Source organism: Nonomuraea africana (genome assembly GCF_014873535.1).
Classification (GTDB): Bacteria; Actinomycetota; Actinomycetes; order Streptosporangiales; family Streptosporangiaceae; genus Nonomuraea; species Nonomuraea africana.
The window spans coordinates 2,264,730-2,281,306 of the sequence record NZ_JADBEF010000001.1; the positions used below are offsets into that span (position 1 = coordinate 2,264,730).

Here is a 16,577-nt window from a genome sequence, read left to right on the forward strand (position 1 = left end):
GCCCGGCACGGGATCGGCCGCAGGAAGCGCCGGCCGGTTCCGGGTCCGGGCCGGTCGGTCGCCGGCTCGGCTTGCCGCGCCGGCGCCCGCGTCCGGCGGGCTGGCTGTTCGTGCTGCCCATGGTGGCGGTGTTCGGGTGCTTCGCGTGGTGGCCGATCCTGCGCGGCGCGGTGCTGAGCGTCCAGCGCACCAACCTGGTGGACGCTCCCGTGTGGGTGGGCGCGGACAATTTCGCCGCGCTCCTGGCCGACCCGCTGCTGTGGATCACGGTCCGCAACACGGTGTGGTTCGTCGGGCTGGCGCTGGTCTTCGGCTTCCCGCTGCCGATTGTGCTGGCCGTGGTGATGTCGGAACTGCGCAGGTTCGGCGGCCTGTTCCGCGTGCTGGTCTACCTGCCGGTGGCGGTCCCGCCCGTGGTGGCGGTGCTGATGTGGAAGTGGTTCTACGATCCGGACCACGGCCTGTTCAACCAGGCTCTGGCCACGCTCGGGCTCGGCCCGTTCCTCTGGCTGCAGGACACCGCCACCGCGATGCCGAGCCTGGTGCTGGAGGCCACCTGGGCCGCCGCGGGCTCCACCGTGCTGATCTACCTGGCGGCTCTCACCTCGGTGCCGGGCGAGCTGTACGAGGCGGCCGAGATGGACGGTGCCTCCATCTGGCGGCGGCTGTGGCACGTGACCCTCCCGCACCTACGCGGAGTCCTGCTCATCATGCTGCTGTTGCAGATCATCGGCACCTTCCGGGTCTTCACCGAGCCGTTCGTCCTCACCGACGGCGGGCCCGAGGACTCCACGGTGACGATCCTGCTGCTGATCTATCGCTACGCGTTCATCTACGGCGACTACGGCACGGCCGCGGCGCTCGGCGTCCTGCTGGCGATCGCGCTCGGCGTCGTCTCCGCCGTCTACCTGCGTCTGACCAGGAAATGGAGCCGTGCATGAGTGACGACCGCGGCCGGGGCATCGTCTCCGACCTCGACCGGCGGCGGCCCGGCATGCGCTGGTCCCTGCGGCTGACCCAGGGCGTCATGCTGCTGGCCACGCTGCTGGTCGGGCTGGGTCCGATCCTGTGGACCGCGAAGGGGGCGCTGTCTTCCACCCAGGAGCTGTTGCGCGAGCCGCTGCGGCCATGGCCTTCCGATGTCCGGTGGGAGAACCTGGCGGCGGCCTGGACGGAGCTGAGAGTCGGCCACTACCTGCTGAACACCGTCGTCCTGGTCGGCGGCTCCTGGTTCATCCAGTTGTTCGTGGCCGCCACGGGCGCGTTCGCGCTCTCGGTGCTCAGGCCCCGATTCAGCCGGTTGATCTACGGCGCGGTGCTGGTCACCCTCTTCGTCCCGGCCACCGTGTCGCTGGTGGCGCTGTACCTGACGGTGCTGGACCTGTCTCTCGTGGACACCCCGTGGGCGGTGTGGCTGCCCGCGGGCGCGCACGCCTTCAACGTGCTGATCATGAAGCAGTTCTTCGACGCGCTGCCGCGAGAGCTGTACCAGGCCGCCCAGGTGGACGGGGCGGGTCCGATCCGGCTGTTCTGGCAGATCGTCCTGCCGATGTCGCGGCCCATCCTCGCGGTAGTGTCGCTGCTGGCGGTGATGGACGCGTGGAAGGACTTCCTGTGGCCGATGGTCGCCATCTCCGACGCCGAGGCGCACCCGCTGGCCGTCGCGCTGCCCAGGCTGGCCGAGACGGCCGAGCAGAACCAGGTGATCGCCGGCATGCTCGTCGCGATCGTGCCGCCGGTGCTGCTCTTTCTGGTCTTCCAGCGGCACATCATCCGCGGCATCGGTTTCACCGGACTCAAGGGGTGACCAGAGTGATCCATCCTGTACGGCGGGCCCGCACCAGGCCCGCTGTACCAGCGGGTAAGGTGCGAGCGTGAAGCGGCCGACCATCGCCGACATCGCCCAGCGAGTGGGGGTCTCCCAGGGCGCGGTGTCCTACGCCCTCAACGGTCGCCCCGGCGTGTCGGCGGCGACACGAGCACGGGTGCTGAAGGTCGCCGACGAACTGGGCTGGCGGCCCAGCGCCGCGGCCCGCGCCCTCACCGGCGCCCACTCCGGCGCCATCGGCCTGGTGCTGTCCAGGCCGCCGAGCGTTCTCGGCGCCGAGCCGTTCTTCATGGAGTTGTTCAGCGGGATCGAGACAGCGCTGAAACCCCAGTCATACGCGCTGATGGTGCAGATGGCCGACGACCAGGACGCCGAGATCGAGGTCTACCGCCGCTGGTGGGCGGAGGGTCGCATCGACGGCGCCATCGTGGTGGAGGTGCACGTCGCCGACCGCCGCACCCCGGTGCTCGAGGCGCTCGGCATGCCCGCCGTGGTGATCGGCGGGCTGCCGGGCAGCGGCTCGCTGGTGTCCGTGCGGTCGGACGAGAGCGCGCCGGTGCACGAGACGGTGCAGTACCTCGCCGCGCTGGGCCATCGCCGGATCGCCCGCGTGGCCGGCCTTTCCCACCTCGTGCACACCAAGGTGAGGGACGAGGCCTTCGCCGAGGCCTGCGCCAGGCTGGGCCTGGAGGAGTGCGCCACCCTGCACACCGACTACACCGGCGAGGAGGGAGCGCGCGCCACCCGGCGCCTGATCAGCTCCCCCACGCGGCCGACCGCGATCGTCTACGACAACGACATCATGGCGGTGGCCGGCCTGTCGGTGGCGCAGGAGATGCGTCTGCGCGTGCCCGACGACCTGTCCCTGGTCGCGTGGGACGACTCGCAGCTGGCGCAGGTGGTACGGCCGGCCCTGACCGCGATGCGGCGCGACGTCCCCGCGCTCGGCACGGCCGCGGCCCGCCTGCTGCTGTCGCTCATCGGCGGGGAGACGGTGTCCGACCTGGAGACAGAACCGGCACGGCTCGCCCCACGGGGCAGCACGGGCCCGCTGGCTCAGGACCGCTGAGGACAGGACCGCTGAGGACAGGGCGGCGCCGGATCGGCGCCGCCCTGTCCCGCTCCGCCCCCTTTCAGGTCGGTCGCGACCGCTGGGCGGGCCTTACCGTTGCGGCGCTCGCGGCACCTTCAGCCGCAGCGGCGCGGTCGTGGCCGTGCCGCCGCCGCTCGTGCCGGTGACCTTGAGGACGAGGGTGACGGTGGTGGAGCGGGCGGGAACCCGGACGGTCCCGTCCGGCGCGACGATGTCGGGCCTGCTGGAGGAGGCGATCTCCAGAGCGAACGCCCGCGGCAGCCGCGGCAGCGCCAGCGCGGGGTCGTGCCCGCGGGTCACGGGCCCGAGCCGGGTGATGGAGTCGGCGACCATCGGGGCGGTGAGCTCACGGGTGCCGTGCCGGTGCACCAGTTCGAGCGTGAGGTTGGCGTCCCGCATGAGGTCGGTCATCTCGGTGTAGGGCTGGTCCTGCTGGTTGAGCAGGCCGAAGTTGAAGCTCTCCCCGTCGCCCGGCCGTCCGGTAACGGCCTGGTCGTAGTAGACGAACCAGCCTGAGCCGACGAAGACCGGGCTGGTGGCCTGTGCCTCGACGAAGGAGCGGTACTTGGCGCCGCGCTCGGCGATCGACGCCGAGCGGGTGGCCGCGTTGATCGCCCGCAGGCCGCGCTCGGTGGTGCTGAAGGAGTACTCCAGGTTGAGCACCGGCTTGTCGAGCGCCTCGTAGTCGGACAGGTAGCCGGCGCTGTCGCTGTAGACGTCCAGTGACACCGCGTCCAACTGGTCGATTCCGCCGATGTTCCAGTCGAGGCTGGTCCGCCAGGTGGGCACCAGCGCGGAGCCCAGGAACAGGTGATGGGGATCCTGCTTCCTGATGGCGGTGCGCACGGCGGTGTAGTAGGTCTTGGACGCCAGGCGGATGAACCCCTTCATGTCCTGCGCGGGCAGCTTGGCGACGTCGATCGGGGTAGCCGCCAGCGCCTCGAAGGAGTCGGCGGTCACACCCAGGACCGCGTTGACCCGCGCCAGGTCATGTCCGTAGGCGCCGGCCATGTAGGTCGCGAAGGCCCGCTTGGCCGGGAGCGTGGCGTCCTTCAGCAGGATCTCCTTCACCACGTCGGCGTTCCAACCGCGCTCGTTGTCGAAGAAGTAGCCGATCAGCCAGGGATCGGTGCTCTGCGCAGCCAGGTCGCGAGCGGCGATGTGCCGGTCGAGCTTTGCCGCGAACTCGGGGTCGAACGGGTCGATCGCCCACAGCACCTTGATCACATCGGCCGGCGCCGGAACCTGGTCGATGTACGGCAGGCGCAGCCCCGGATCGCGGGCCCACTTGCTCAGCCCGTTGAACCCCCAGTCGACCAGCCGCCGGGTGGTGACCTCCCGCCATTCGCCCTGCCAGCCGCGCCCGTACTTGCGCATGAGGTTGGCCTTGACGAAGCTCACCACGTCGCCGCGCTCGGTCGTGGCATAGGCCTCCTTGTAGCGCACTGGGTCGGGCAACGATTCGAACACGTCACGCGGGCCGCCGCCGGGTTCCTTGTACAGCGTGCCGTACCCCCACTCGTCGTGGGAGACCGAGTCGACGCCCTTGAGCAGGAACGGATAGCCGTCGGGGGTGACGAACCACCATTTCCCCTCGATCTTCCTGAGCCGGAAGAACCCGTCGGCGGGCTGCTTGCCCAGCGCCTTGACCCCGCCGTACTGGTCGTAGACGGCGCGGTCCAGGGACACCTTCCGCAGCCGTTCCCACTCCTGCTCGCGGTCTTCGCTCAGGCGGGCGTCGGAGGTGACCTTGCCCGGCCAGTCCTCGTACAGGTACTGGCCGTACTGGTCGGCCAGTTTGGTGTGGCGGCTCAGCTCGTGTCGCAGCCCGTCCGCATCCAGCGGCGGCGCGGGGTTCTGGCCCGTCTGGCCGCTGCCCTGGGTCAGCTCGATCTCCGAGAGCGGGATGTGCAGGTACTGGTTGCCTCTGCTGAGCTGGATCCGAAGGAAGCGGGCCGTCTTGCCGGTCATCGGGATCTCGAGCCGGTAGTCGAGCTCGGCGCGGGTCCGTACTCCGCGGGCGGCGATCCGGTAGGTGCTCTCCGCCTCGGCCCGGTAGGTGACGGTGATCTCGTCGAAGCTCCAGAACTGGTTCGGCGCTTTGCTGAAGATCTTGATCGTGTCGAGCGGGTGGTCGGCCAGCAGGTCGAAGACCACCGACACGGTCTTGGGGGCGTTGGCGCTGCCTCGCCATCCCACGCTGCGGGTCAGGTCGCGGTCGAACAGCTCGCCGTGGCTGAACGGCACGACCCCTCCGCCGTTGTCCGGCACGCCGTCGTGCGGGGTGACCTCGGCGTAGTAGTTGCCTGCGTCCACCATCCCTGGGCGCGGGATCTGCCGGACGGGCCGGGTGATCTCCGTGCGCAGCGCGTCCGCCGAAAGCGGTGGCGCGGGGGCGGTCCCCGGCTCGCCGGGGCCCGGGTGGATGGAGATCTCGTTCAGCGCCATGTGCTGGTACTCGTGCAGGCGCGCGATCGTGATGATGACCAGGCGGGCGGTGCGGTTTCCCAGGTCCACGGTGAGGGTGTTGTTCAGCGGCACGTCCGCGGGTAGCGGGCTGGCGGTGCCGTACCAGGGCTGGGACCTGATCGAGGTGTAGTCGTCGTCGGCCTCGGCGCGGGTGCGCACGGATAGGGCGGCGATGCCGAAGTAGCGATTGGGGGCGTTGCTGACGATCGTGATCTGGTCGAGCGGGTGGTCTCTCAGCAGGTCGATGACGATGGAGACCTCCTTGTACCTGGCCGAGCCGTCGCCGGCCCACTGGGCCCGGGTGGTGACCGACGCGTCGGCCAGCGCGCCCTGGCCGAAGGCCAGCAGTCCGCTCTGGCCGAGGTCGGGGCCCGCACCGGAGTTGGGCGGCTGGTCGTAGGCGTAGGCGCCGGTGGTCAGAGCGGGCTGGAGTTGGGCCCGCGCGGGCAGGGAGACCAGCAGCGGGACGAGGAGCACGAGGAGTGCGGTGAGAAGCCTGGGTAACACGAGCTGAAACCCTTCAGTGCTGTGGCTCTGCGCCGGAGGCTTCATCGGAAAATGGCAGGACTTCCCCGAGCGTTTCTCTATTCTCCCTGCTCATCCGCTAGGAGTCACCGGTGCGGACACCAGAGTGGCCTGCTTCTTGCAGACGACACGATGACGAAACATTCACGACATGTCAACGACTTGTTCGCCCTTTTGCTTAAGCGCTAAAGTTGATGTGTGTGCTTAACTCACATCCACCGTGGAGATCCTGGTGCTGCGCGCTTCATCGGCCGCATGCTGATCGGCGTAGGCCGGCCGGGACGCGCGGGCGGCGGCCTGGCGGGTCAGTGGCTGCCCGCGTGGGGGACTACTGACAGGTCAGCGGCCCTCTTCCCTCAGCACCCGCTGGGCGACGGCGAAGGCGGAGTTGGCCGCGGGCACCCCGCAGTAGATCGCCGACTGCAGCAGCACCTCGCCGATCTCGTCGGGGGTGAGCCCGTTGCGCAGCGCGGCCCGCACGTGCATCGCCAGCTCGTCCAGGTGGCCGTGCGCGACGAGGGCGGTGAGCGTGACGCAGCTGCGGGTGCGGCGGTCGAGGCCGGGCCTGGTCCAGATCTCCCCCCAGGCGTAGCGGGTGATGAGGTCCTGGAAGTCGCGGGTGAACGGTGTGGTCGCGGCGATCGCCCGGTCGACGTGGGCGTCGCCGAGCACCTCCCGCCGTACGCTCATGCCGGTGACAGGACCGCCCAGGTGGGCTTCCAGGGCTGCGGTGACGGGTTCGGGACGGTCGACGTTGGCCAGGTGGGCGGCCGACGGGATCTCCACGAGGGTGGCGTCGGGCAGGCCGTCGGCCAGCTCCCTGGCATGGGAGGGCGGGGTGGCCGGGTCGGCGCGGCCCGCGACGACCAGGACGGGCCGGTCGATCCGGCCGAGGTCGGCGCGCAGGTTGTAGCGGGCGAGCGCCTCGCAGCAGGCCGCGTACGACCCCGGATCGGCCGCCGCCAGGTCGTCGAGGAGGGCGGGGGAGGGCGCGCCCGCGAACCAGCGGGCCCTGGCTCCCTCCAGCAGCGGGGCGGTGCCCTTCTCGCGCACCAGCGCGGCCCGCTCCAGCCACGCCCGCGGGTCGCCGAAGCGCGCGGAGGAGCAGACCATGGCCAGGGACCGCACCCGCGAAGGGTGATGGAGCGCGAGGTGCGCGCCGATCGCGCCACTGAGCGAGATGCCGGCGTAGTGGAAGTCGTCCCAGCCCTGGGCGTCGGCCAGGCGCAGCACCAGGTCGGCCAGCTCGCCGACGGTGGCCGCCTCGCCCGGCGCCGACCCGCCATGCCCCGGCAGGTCGAAGCGGAGCACGCGGTGGCGGCGGGTGAGGGCGGCGAGCTGCGGCTCCCACACCCGCAGGGAGGTGCCGAGCGAGGGACCGAGGATCAGCGGGACCCCACCCTCGCCGCCATCGAGCCGGTGGTGCGGCAGAATCACGAACTCTCCTGAGCGGTACGGCGCAGCACGCGGGTCACGGGCTCTCCTCGGTGGTGCGGCGGAGTGCGCGGTCGACGAGGGTGGGTGCGGCGCCGAGATAGTGGGTGGGATCCAGCAGGTCGTGGAGGTCGAGCCGGTCGCCCGCCGCCTGCTGGAGCGCCTGCCTGAGGCCGGAGCCGGGGGTGGCGGCGGCGAGCAGGGCCCTGGCGCGCTCCCTGCCCAGCACGGGGGCCAGCGCGGCGGCGACGCGTTCGGAGACGATGAGACCCCCGGTCAGGTCGAGGTTCGCGCGCATCCGCTCGGTGTGGACCCGCAGCCCCTCGGCCAGCTCGGCGGCGTCCCGCGCCGCGCCTCCGACCAGGCGCAGCGCGTCGCGCAGGGTCTGCCACTCGGCATGCCAGGCTCCGGCGGGCCGTTCGTCCTCCGCGGCCAGCGCGCCGTACAGGACGGCGGCCAGCGCGGGGGTCCGGCGCGCGGCGGCGGCGATCCAGGTGGCCCGCACCGGGTTGCTCTTGTGCGGCATGGCCGACGAGCCGCCACCCGCGCCCTCGTTCACCTCGCCGATCTCGGTGCGCGAGAGCACCAGCACGTCGGCGGCCAGCTTGCCGAGGGCGCCCGCGGCGAAGGCGAGCGCGCCGCCGAGGTCGGCCACCGGCGTGCGCAGCACGTGCCAGGGCAGGGCGGGCTCGGCCAGCCCGGTCTCGCGCGCGAAGGCAGCCACCAGCAGCAGCCCTATCTCGACGGACGCACCACCCGAGCCACCCGAGCCCGCTTCCGAGGTGCCCGCGACGGCGTCCCAGCCACGCGGGCCGACGTCCGAGGTGCCCGCGACGGTGTCCGAGACGGTGTCCGAGATGGTGGAGAAGGCGGCCAGGGTGCCGGCCGCGCCGCCGAGTTGGGCGGGCAGGCGTCGCCGTACGGCCAGCAGCCGGTCATGGGCGTCGAGGGTCAGCGCCCGCCACCCCGCCGCCTTGAGCCCGAACGTGGTCGGGACGGCGTGCTGGGTGAGCGTGCGGCCGGGCATCGGCGTGTCGCGGTGCTCGGCGGCCAGGACGGCCAGCGCGCCCGCCGTACGGGACAGGTCGGACAGGATGCCGCCGAGCGCGCGGTGGGCCACCAGCATGAGCGCGGTGTCCATGATGTCCTGGCTGGTCGCGCCCAGGTGGACGTAGCGCCCCGCCCGGTCGCCGACCGCGGCGGTGAGGTCGGCGACCAGGGGGATCACCGGGTTGCCGCCCTCGCGGGCACGCAGGACCAGCGAGGGCAGGTCGAAACGGTCGGCCCGGGCGGCCTCGGTCACCGCCCGCGCCGCCCAGCCGGGAACAGGAAAGGCGTCATCGGGCACGGTCCCGCCAGAAGCGGGAGTGGCCCCGCCCGAAGCCGCCTGATCAGAAGCGGCCTCGCCGGAAGCGCGGGCGGCCGTGGGGGCTTCGGGGGTGAGGCCGGGAGTGAGCGACGCCCATGCCCTGGTGAGCGCCGCCTCCGCGTCGAGCATCGCCTGGAGGAACGCCTCGTCGCCGGTCGCCGCCGCGGCCGCGGAGCCCGCCGACAGCAGCCCGACGTCAGCCGAAGTCTCAGCCGAAGTCAAGGAACACCGTCTCCCGCTCTCCCTGCAGGCGCACGTCGAACACGTACACGCCCTGCCGTTCCTCGGTCGCCATCAGCGTCGCCCTGCGGCTCGGCTCGAGGGCGGCCAGCAGCCGGTCGCCCGGCTCGTCGCGCAGGTAGGCACGAGTGTAGAGGTGGTGTCCGAGGCCGCGCGCGAAGACACAGACCGAGATGTACGGCAGGCCCGGCGGCAGCGTGCGCAGCATCCAGCGGCCGTCGGCGTCGGTGGCGACCCTGCCGAAGCCGGTGAAGTCGAGCCCGTGCCTGCCGATGATCGCCCCCGTCACCGGGTCGCGCCGCATCGAGCCCGGCGCGCCGCGCAGCCCCCCTTGCGGGTCGGACTGCCAGAACTCCAGCAGCGCGTCGGGGACGGGCTCGCCCGCGCCGTCGTGGACCCGGCCGTGCACGACGATGCCGCCGTGGGCCAGGTCGCCGCCTCCCGCGAAGGGCAGCGCGTAGCCGTAGAAGGGGCCGACGGTCTGCGAAGGGGTGGGCTTGATCATGACTCCGTCCAGGTGGCAGAGGGGCCGTCCAGCACGATGTCCCAGCGGTAGCCGAGCGACCACTCCGGCACCGACAGGTCGTGGTCGTAGGCGGCGATCATCCGCTGCCTGGCCCGCTCGTCCAGGACCGAGTTGAAGATCGGGTCGTAACGGAACAGCGGGTCGCCCGGGAAGTACATCTGCGTGATCAGCCGCTGCGCGAAAGCCGTCCCGAACAGCGAGAAGTGGATGTGCGCCGGGCGCCAGGCGTTGCGGTGGTTGCGCCACGGGTAGGCGCCCGGCTTGATCGTCGTGAACGCGTAGCGGCCCTCGTCGTCGGTCAGGCAGCGGCCGACGCCGGTGAAGTTCGGGTCGAGCGGCGCGGGGTGGTCGTCGCGCTGGTGGGCGTACCGCCCCGCGGCGTTGGCCTGCCACATCTCGACCAGCTGGCCGCGCACGGCTCGCCCGGCCCGGTCGAGCACCCGCCCGGTGACCGTGATGCGCTCACCGAGCGGCTCACCCTGATGCTGGCGGGTGAGGTCGGCGTCCAGGGCGGTCACGTCCGTGACGCCGAAGACCGGGCCGGCCAGCTCGGCGGCGTCGGGGTCGTCCACCACCACGAGCGGCTGATGCGGGTGGCGCAGGGCGCTGCTGCGGTACGGGGCGAAGTCGCGGGCCGAGTGGTGCCGCTCGACCCCCTCCTTCAGGTACGCCTCGTGCAGGTCGGCGATCTCGGCGGAGATGCGTTCTTGGGTCATGGGGGTCCTCATCGCTCCAGGACGACGGCCAGGCCCTGGCCGACGCCGATGCACAACGCCGCGAGGCCGAGGCCCGAACCCGCGGTGGCCAGCTGGTGGGCGACGGCGCCGGTGATGCGGGCGCCCGAGGCGCCGAGCGGGTGACCGAGGGCGATTGCGCCGCCGCGGGGGTTGACGATCGCCGGATCGAGTTCGGGCAGTTCGGCCAGACAGCCGAGCACCTGGGCTGCGAAGGCCTCGTTCAGCTCGACGACGGACGGCTCGCGTCCCCTCAACGCCTTCCTGATCGCCTCGACCGGGCCGAGGCCGAAGTACTGCGGCTCGATCGCGCTGACGGCGCTGCCGGTGATCCTGGCCAGCGGTTCGCGCCCGATGGCGGCCAGCCCGTCGGCGTCGCACAGCAGCAGGGCGGCGGCGCCGTCGTTGAGCGGCGAGGAGTTGCCGGCGGTGACCGTGCCACCCTCGCGGAAGGCGGGCTCCAGCCTGGCCAGCGCCGCCATCGAGGTGTCCTCGCGGATGGACTCGTCCCTGACCACCTCGCCGACGGGCACCACCTCGGCGCCGAAGTCGGCCTTGGCCGCCTTCTGGTGGCTGGCCAGCGCGTAGGCGTCCTGCGACTCACGCGAGACGGCGTACCGGTCGGCGACCAGCTCCGCGCCCTCGCCGAGGGCGACCGTCCACTCGGGGGCCATGCGCGGATTGACCAGGCGCCAGCCGAGCGTGGTCGAGACCAGCTCCTGGTTGCCCGCGGGGAAGGCGCGCGACGGCTTGGGCAGCACCCACGGCGCGCGGCTCATCGACTCGACGCCGCCCGCGACCACCACCGAGGCGGCGCCGACGGCGATGGCGCGGTAGGCCTGGATCACCGCCTCCATGCCCGACCCGCAGAGCCTGTTGACCGTCACGCCCGGCACGGTGACGGGCAGCCCGGCCAGCAGCGCGGCCATCCTGGCGACGTTGCGGTTGTCCTCGCCCGCGCCGTTGGCGTTGCCGAACACCACGTCGCCGATCGCGGCGGGGTCCAGGGCGGGGGAGCGGGCCAGCAACTCCTTGACGACATGGGCGGCCAGATCGTCGGGACGGACGCCGGACAGCGCGCCGCCGTACCTGCCGATGGGCGTGCGGACCGCGTCGACGACGTAGACCTCGTTCACAGCGACGACGCTAGGGCGCGGCCGGGCGTCCCGCACGCACCGGCTTCCGGTGAGCGGAAGACAGCGCGATCAACCGGTAGACGGGGTCGGCGCGCGGGCGCTCCTGCTCGGGCAGCGCGGCCAGCAGGGCGTCGAGCCGCTCCAGCTCGGCGGGCGGCGCCGCGCCGGGCCAGCCGTTCGCGGACGCGGCCAGGCTCTCGCGCCACGCCTTCGGGCTGCGGCCCTGCCCGGTCCCCGCGAAGCTCGTCCGTCCCGCCGCCACGAGCCCGAGCCCGGCCGCCACCTCGCTCACCCAGGCGTAGGCGTCGGCCTGGACGGGAGCGTGGGCGTCGCGCAGCGGGCGCACCAGCGCGGCGGCGTCGCCTCCCACCGCGTAGAGGGCGTCGTTCTTGTCCACGGTGGTGATCAGCACGCCGCCTGGGCGCAGCACCCTGGCCGCCTCCGCGAGCACCGCCGCCGACGTCGGACGGTCGAGCAGGTGCAGCAGCCAGATCATCGTGACGGCGTCGACCGAGGAGTCGGGCAGCGGCAGGCGGGTGGCCTCGCCCAGCACCGCGGCGCCGTCCAGACGGGAGGCGGCCACCCGCGCCATGCTCCGCGACCTGTCGACGCCCACGACGAGCCGGCCGGGGCGGCGGAGCAGGGCGGTGACGCTGCCGGTGCCGCAGGCCACGTCGGCGACCACCGCGGCGGAGCCCGGCAGGAGCGTCTCGACGGCCCGCGCCGACGCCCGCGCCCTGGCCTCCCCGCCGCGCGTCGCGTCGTAGCAGGCCGCCTCGCTGTCGTAGTCGAGCACCAGCACCTCCCTTTCCGTCAGAAGCCGAACTGCGCGTACGGCTCGCCGCGCAGGATCGCCCGCAGCGCCGCCTCGGGGTAGGGGACCAGCTCGGCGGGCAGGTCGTCCAGCGGGTGCCACTCGAGGGCGGCGCACTTGCCCGGCTCGGCGTTGTACGGCTCGCCGCTCCACCGCTCGGCCCTGAAGAACAGCCCGACGCGGTCGGGCGCGCGGTGCATGGCGTGCACGAAGGTGAGGTCGTCGGGGCCGATCACCACGCCGACCTCCTCAAGGGCCTCCCTGACCGCGCCGGCGACCGCCGACTCACCCTCCTCCAGATGTCCTGACGGCAGGTGCCACAGGCCGTCGGCGTACCCGGTGTTCGCCCGCCGTCCGAGCAGCACTCTCCCCTCGCGGACGAAGAGCACGTGCACGTCCACGATCGCCTTGAACCTGGCCCTCTTCACCTCGTGCGGGGCGCGCTCCCCGCCGCGCCGTCCCAGCGCCTGCGCCCACTTCACGGCCACGGCGGCGACCTGGACCAGCTCGGCGCGCAGCAGGTCGGGGTCCGCCTCGGCGAAGGCCTCCATGACCTCCTCGTGCAGGACGTGCCGCCAGGTCGGCGCACCGTCCCGCGCGGCCTCCTCCAGCTCGGCCCTGGCCAGGTCGGCCGCCGCCGTGCGCTCGGGACCCGTGCCGTCGGCGAGGTCCTGCACGCCCCACATCGCGTCCTGCGCCACCCGTTCGGCGGCCACGTCGGCCAGCACCGCGGACAGCGAGCCCGGCACCCCGTAGTCGCCGTCGCCGAGAGGGAAGAACTCCTCCGCCCGCCAGCTCGTGCCGTCGAAGGCCACCAGCGTGACCCCGCCCGCCTGGGCGGTGAAGGGCAGCCGGGCCGCCAGGTCCGCCTCCATCGCCGCCAGCACGCCGGGCTCCGCGCCGTCGGCGACCGTCAGGTGCGGGACCACGTCGGGATGACGCCCGCCGTACGGCGGAGCCTCCGGCCAGCGGGCGGCGACCGCCTCGGTGAGCTCGCGCAACGGACCCTCGGGCTCGGGGGCCAGGTAGAGCACGCCGGGAAAGCGCCCCGCAGCGCGGAAGGTCACGTCGAACGCCCTGCGCGCGGCGAACAGGCGGCCGAGCTCGGCCCGCACTCCCGCGTCGATCCGCTCGAGCCGCAGGAACGGGTAGAGGACGGTGACGTGCGCGCTGACGCCGTAGGCGGCCGAGGAGTCGTAACGCTCCCGCCAGCGCCCCACGACGGGCTCGGCCGCCGGGACGTTCACCACCAGAGCGGTCTGGCCCATCTCGAAGTGACCCACGCCGCACATTGTCCACCCGGTGCACCGCCGCCGGGTGCCGGGCGTGAGATGAGCCAGGTGGGACTACCCTGGGGCGCGATGAACGAGCTCGACCTGACCCGCTTCCCCGTCAACCCCCGCGACCAACTGCGCGCGTGGGACGCCGCCGACGAGTACCTGCTGCGGCACCTCGGCGGCGACCTCCAGGGCAACGTGGTCGTGTTCGGCGACCGGTGGGGCGCGCTGGTCACCGCGCTCGCCGCGCACCGGCCCACCCAGATCACCGACTCGTTCCTCACCCAGGAGGCCACCAGGGCCAACCTGAAGCGCAACGGCGTCGACGAAGGCCAGGTGCGGCTGCTGACGACCAGGGACACCCTGCCCGACCGCGTCGACGTGCTGCTGGTGCGCGTGCCCAAGAACCTCGCGCTCCTGGAGGACCAGCTGCACCGCCTGGCCCCCGCCGTCCACGAGGACACGGTCGTGGTCGGCACGGGCATGGTCACCGAGATCCACACCTCGACCCTGCGGGCCTTCGAGCGCATCCTCGGCCCCACCCGCACCTCGCTGGCCGAGCGCAAGGCACGGCTGATCTTCTGCACCCCCGACCCCGCGCTGCCGAGGACGCCGAGCCCCTGGCCGATCAGCTACACCCTGCCCGACGACGTCGGCCCCGCCTCGGGGCGCACCGTCGTCAACCACGCGGGCATCTTCTGCGCGGACCGCCTCGACATCGGCACCAGGTTCCTCCTCCGCCACCTGCCCGGCAGCAGGGGCCCCGAACGCGTCGTGGACCTCGGCTGCGGCAACGGCGTGGTCGGCCTGTCCTTGGCCCTGGCCAACCCCCAGGCCGAGGTGCTGTTCGTCGACGAGTCGCACCAGGCGGTGGCCTCGGCCGAGGCCACATATCTGGCCAACTCCGCCGCCCTGCCCGACCCGCCCGCCGCCCGCTTCCTGACGGGCGACGGCATGGCGGACGTCGAGGTGGGCTCGGCCGATCTGGTGCTCAACAACCCGCCCTTCCACACCCACCGCGCCACCACCGACGACACGGCCTGGCGGATGTTCACCGGATCCCGTACGGCGCTGCGCCGCGGCGGCGAGCTGTGGGTGATCGGCAACAGGCACCTCGGCTACCACGCCAAGCTGCGCAGGCTCTTCGGCAACTGCGAGGTCGTCGCCAGCGACCCGAAGTTCGTCGTCCTGCGCGCCGTCAAGCGTTGAGCCCGCGGGCCGTCACGGGCTGGACGGGGCGCCGGTAACGTCGCGCGCATGGAGCCTGACCAGTACGTCCGGGTACGCGGCGGGAGAGTGCACAACCTGCGCGGAGTGGACGTCGTGCTGCCGCGCGACACCTGGTCGCCTTCACGGGCGTCTCGGGTTCCGGCAAGTCGTCGCCGGGAACGGTTGTATCAGCATGCTCATGCGATCCGTTCGCGCATCGCTGATGCACCCGCCCCGCGCGGCGGGCTCGCGTCAGCCGATCTGTTCGGCCAGGGCGACGATGATTCCCGCGGGACCGCGGAGGTAGCAGAGCCGGAAGATGCTCTCGTACTGCGCCACCTCGCCGAGAAGTTCGGCGCCGTGGGCGCGCAGGCGGGCGATGGTGTCGTCGATGTCGTCGACGGTGAACATGACGCGATGCAGGCCCAGCGTGTTGGGCGGCGGGTTCTCCGGCTCGGCGCTGGACGCCGCGGGGGTGTGGTACTTGGTCAGCTCCAGCTTGCTGTGGCCGTCTGGGGTCCGCATCATCGCGATGTCGCTCCGGACGCCGTCGAGTCCGACGGTGCGGTCCGCCCAAAGGCCTTCGACCTGTCCCTTGCCTTCCAGTTCCATGCCGAGCTCGGTGAAGAACGCGACAGCCGCGTCCAGGTCGTCGACGACGATGGCGACGTTGTCCATCCGCTGAATGGTCATGTCTCCGAGCATAAAGAACGCTCGCCGCTGGTGGGGATCGGCGGCGCGGGTGCGCCGGCCGTGCTCGCTGCGGCGGTTGGTGTGCGGTGGGTGGCGGCGGAAGGAGCCCTAGCTGCGCCGGGCTTTCGAGACCTAGGACGGATAGTCGATACTGAAGTCCCAGGTGGGCGCGCCCGAATCGCCGGGGGCGAGGGGGCCGTCCACCAGTACATCGACGGTGCCATGCGAGAACGTCTTAGTTGCCACCACCTGGATGTCGGACGGATCGAGTTCCTCGAAGGGGGCGGTGAATTGCCAGCCTTCCCGGTGCATGGCAGCCAGTGCCTCCCGCACGTGATGGGCATCCGCCACTGTTACGGCCACCCAGGCGCCACTGTCCGGACTGTTCTGGCATTCGTCCTCGCGGTCGATCGCTGTGACCGAGCCCGCGGGAAGCAACCGGGTCACTTCCTTCTCCAGTACGGCTTGCTGCTGCGCCACCCGTTTCTTGCACTTCGCCACATGGAAACCGCAGGACGGGATTGGAGACAACAGCGCCGCGACGGCTAAGGCCGAGACCGCCATCTTGATCATATTCACGGGCTCAGCCTGCCACGTTCTGCGGCCGGAGCGCGCGTCGTCGGATAGAACACCCCCACCTGGCCACGGGCCCGGCGGCGGCGCGGCTCACACGCTGACGAGCGCCTCGCTGCCAGCCGGCCACCGTTCGAGAAGCTCGGCGTCGAGGGTGCCCAGCTCGCGGCGGATATGAGCCGACCCGGTCTGCTGGGCGACGCCGAACGCCTCGTGCCCCGGGTGCGCGGCCCGCGCCGGGTCCGCCTGCGGCGACTGGACGACCGCGATCAACGGGGAGCTGACCTCACCAAGACCGTTAGCGCGACACGAGGAAGTGGACCTCGCGGGGCCTGACCTCCAGGTCGCTCAGGCCGTCGGGCGTCGCGTCCATCTCGCGGGCGAGGTCGGCCGTCGCCAAGAAGGCCTCCTCGGACTCGAACGCGCCGGTGGTGACGACGGCGTCGCCGTCCGGGGTGACCCAGACCCCGACGGACTCGAAGCCCGGCTGCCGTCGCATCGCCTCGGCGACCTGGTGGCACTCGGCGAGGAACGCATCGACATGCTCGGGGGCAGGGTAGTGGAAGGCAACGAAACCGAATGACATGACGTGTCTCCTCCTGGGTTATACGATACCGTACAACGTGAGGCTAGACCTGTTGTACGGCTTCGTACAAC

At 72.1% G+C, this 16,577-nt stretch carries 16 protein-coding genes; 4 read left to right on the forward strand and 12 right to left on the reverse strand.

Features of this window, described 5'->3' with window-relative positions; translation table 11 throughout:
• Positions 1-71 precede the first annotated feature (71 nt).
• From H4W81_RS10595 to H4W81_RS10605, 3 genes are all read left to right on the forward strand, one after another.
• Entirely contained in the window at positions 72-941 is an 870-nt protein-coding gene (locus tag H4W81_RS10595; protein WP_225958541.1) for a carbohydrate ABC transporter permease, read from the forward strand.
• Positions 938-1,807 carry a carbohydrate ABC transporter permease gene (locus H4W81_RS10600; protein WP_225958542.1) on the forward strand — a complete coding sequence of 290 codons (870 nt, stop codon included), beginning with the start codon at positions 938-940 and terminating at the stop codon, positions 1,805-1,807. The genes H4W81_RS10595 and H4W81_RS10600 overlap by 4 nt, the downstream gene beginning before the upstream one ends.
• Before the next feature lie 67 nt (positions 1,808-1,874).
• Positions 1,875-2,897 carry a LacI family DNA-binding transcriptional regulator gene (locus H4W81_RS10605; RefSeq protein ID WP_192774650.1) on the forward strand — a complete coding sequence of 341 codons (1,023 nt, stop codon included), beginning with the start codon at positions 1,875-1,877 and terminating at the stop codon, positions 2,895-2,897.
• Positions 2,898-2,990: 93 nt separating this feature from the next.
• Here the strand turns inward: H4W81_RS10605 and H4W81_RS10610 are convergent, their stop codons facing one another.
• The 8 genes from H4W81_RS10610 to H4W81_RS49220 all read right to left on the reverse strand — a co-directional run bounded on the left by H4W81_RS10610 (position 2,991) and on the right by H4W81_RS49220 (position 13,451).
• Positions 2,991-5,897, reverse strand: coding sequence for a hypothetical protein (locus H4W81_RS10610; protein ID WP_192774651.1), 2,907 nt, complete (start codon positions 5,895-5,897; stop codon positions 2,991-2,993).
• 357 nt (positions 5,898-6,254) lie between these two features.
• Positions 6,255-7,346, reverse strand: a complete 1,092-nt coding sequence (gene pcaDC / locus H4W81_RS10615; RefSeq protein ID WP_192780725.1) for a bifunctional 3-oxoadipate enol-lactonase/4-carboxymuconolactone decarboxylase PcaDC — start codon at positions 7,344-7,346, stop codon at positions 6,255-6,257.
• 40 nt (positions 7,347-7,386) lie between these two features.
• Complete coding sequence (locus H4W81_RS10620) at positions 7,387-8,940, reverse strand: lyase family protein (RefSeq protein ID WP_225958543.1); 1,554 nt, start codon at positions 8,938-8,940, stop codon at positions 7,387-7,389.
• Entirely contained in the window at positions 8,927-9,463 is a 537-nt protein-coding gene (gene pcaG / locus H4W81_RS10625) for a protocatechuate 3,4-dioxygenase subunit alpha (RefSeq protein ID WP_192774652.1), read from the reverse strand. Before pcaG ends, H4W81_RS10620 begins: the two co-directional genes overlap by 14 nt.
• Entirely contained in the window at positions 9,460-10,200 is a 741-nt protein-coding gene (pcaH, locus tag H4W81_RS10630; protein WP_225958544.1) for a protocatechuate 3,4-dioxygenase subunit beta, read from the reverse strand. The genes pcaG and pcaH overlap by 4 nt, the downstream gene beginning before the upstream one ends.
• An 8-nt stretch (positions 10,201-10,208) precedes the next feature.
• Positions 10,209-11,354: a thiolase family protein gene (locus tag H4W81_RS10635; protein ID WP_192774654.1), complete on the reverse strand. Its 1,146-nt coding sequence runs from the start codon at positions 11,352-11,354 to the stop codon at positions 10,209-10,211.
• A gap of 10 nt (positions 11,355-11,364) precedes the next feature.
• Positions 11,365-12,150: a class I SAM-dependent methyltransferase gene (locus tag H4W81_RS10640; RefSeq protein WP_192774655.1), complete on the reverse strand. Its 786-nt coding sequence runs from the start codon at positions 12,148-12,150 to the stop codon at positions 11,365-11,367.
• Between the two features lie 17 nt (positions 12,151-12,167).
• A complete protein-coding gene (locus H4W81_RS49220) occupies positions 12,168-13,451 on the reverse strand; it encodes a 2'-5' RNA ligase family protein (protein WP_318781651.1) in 1,284 nt (427 codons plus the stop codon).
• A gap of 78 nt (positions 13,452-13,529) precedes the next feature.
• Between H4W81_RS49220 and H4W81_RS10655 the strand changes: the two genes are divergently transcribed.
• Positions 13,530-14,654 carry a methyltransferase gene (locus H4W81_RS10655; protein WP_225958545.1) on the forward strand — a complete coding sequence of 375 codons (1,125 nt, stop codon included), beginning with the start codon at positions 13,530-13,532 and terminating at the stop codon, positions 14,652-14,654.
• A gap of 252 nt (positions 14,655-14,906) precedes the next feature.
• Here H4W81_RS10655 and H4W81_RS10660 read toward each other — a convergent pair whose 3' ends face one another.
• From H4W81_RS10660 to H4W81_RS10675, 4 genes are all read right to left on the reverse strand, one after another.
• Complete coding sequence (locus H4W81_RS10660) at positions 14,907-15,332, reverse strand: VOC family protein (protein ID WP_225959530.1); 426 nt, start codon at positions 15,330-15,332, stop codon at positions 14,907-14,909.
• A 147-nt stretch (positions 15,333-15,479) separates the two neighbouring features.
• A complete protein-coding gene (locus H4W81_RS10665) occupies positions 15,480-15,926 on the reverse strand; it encodes a hypothetical protein (protein WP_192774658.1) in 447 nt (148 codons plus the stop codon).
• 87 nt (positions 15,927-16,013) lie between these two features.
• Positions 16,014-16,193, reverse strand: a complete 180-nt coding sequence (locus H4W81_RS10670; protein WP_192774659.1) for a hypothetical protein — start codon at positions 16,191-16,193, stop codon at positions 16,014-16,016.
• A 25-nt stretch (positions 16,194-16,218) separates the two neighbouring features.
• Positions 16,219-16,506, reverse strand: coding sequence for an antibiotic biosynthesis monooxygenase (locus H4W81_RS10675; RefSeq protein ID WP_192774660.1), 288 nt, complete (start codon positions 16,504-16,506; stop codon positions 16,219-16,221).
• Positions 16,507-16,577: the final 71 nt, after the last annotated feature.

Bases quoted from the DNA above. Each gene is read 5' to 3' on its own strand.
- H4W81_RS10600 (WP_225958542.1), top strand. From the start codon at position 938: ATGAGTGACGACCGCGGCCGGGGCATCGTCTCCGACCTCGACCGGCGG.
- pcaG (WP_192774652.1), bottom strand. From the start codon at position 9,463: ATGATCAAGCCCACCCCTTCGCAGACCGTCGGCCCCTTCTACGGCTAC.
- H4W81_RS10660 (WP_225959530.1), bottom strand. From the start codon at position 15,332: ATGGACAACGTCGCCATCGTCGTCGACGACCTGGACGCGGCTGTCGCG.
- H4W81_RS10655 (WP_225958545.1), top strand. From the start codon at position 13,530: ATGAACGAGCTCGACCTGACCCGCTTCCCCGTCAACCCCCGCGACCAA.
- H4W81_RS10675 (WP_192774660.1), bottom strand. From the start codon at position 16,506: ATGTCATTCGGTTTCGTTGCCTTCCACTACCCTGCCCCCGAGCATGTC.
- pcaH (WP_225958544.1), bottom strand. From the start codon at position 10,200: ATGACCCAAGAACGCATCTCCGCCGAGATCGCCGACCTGCACGAGGCG.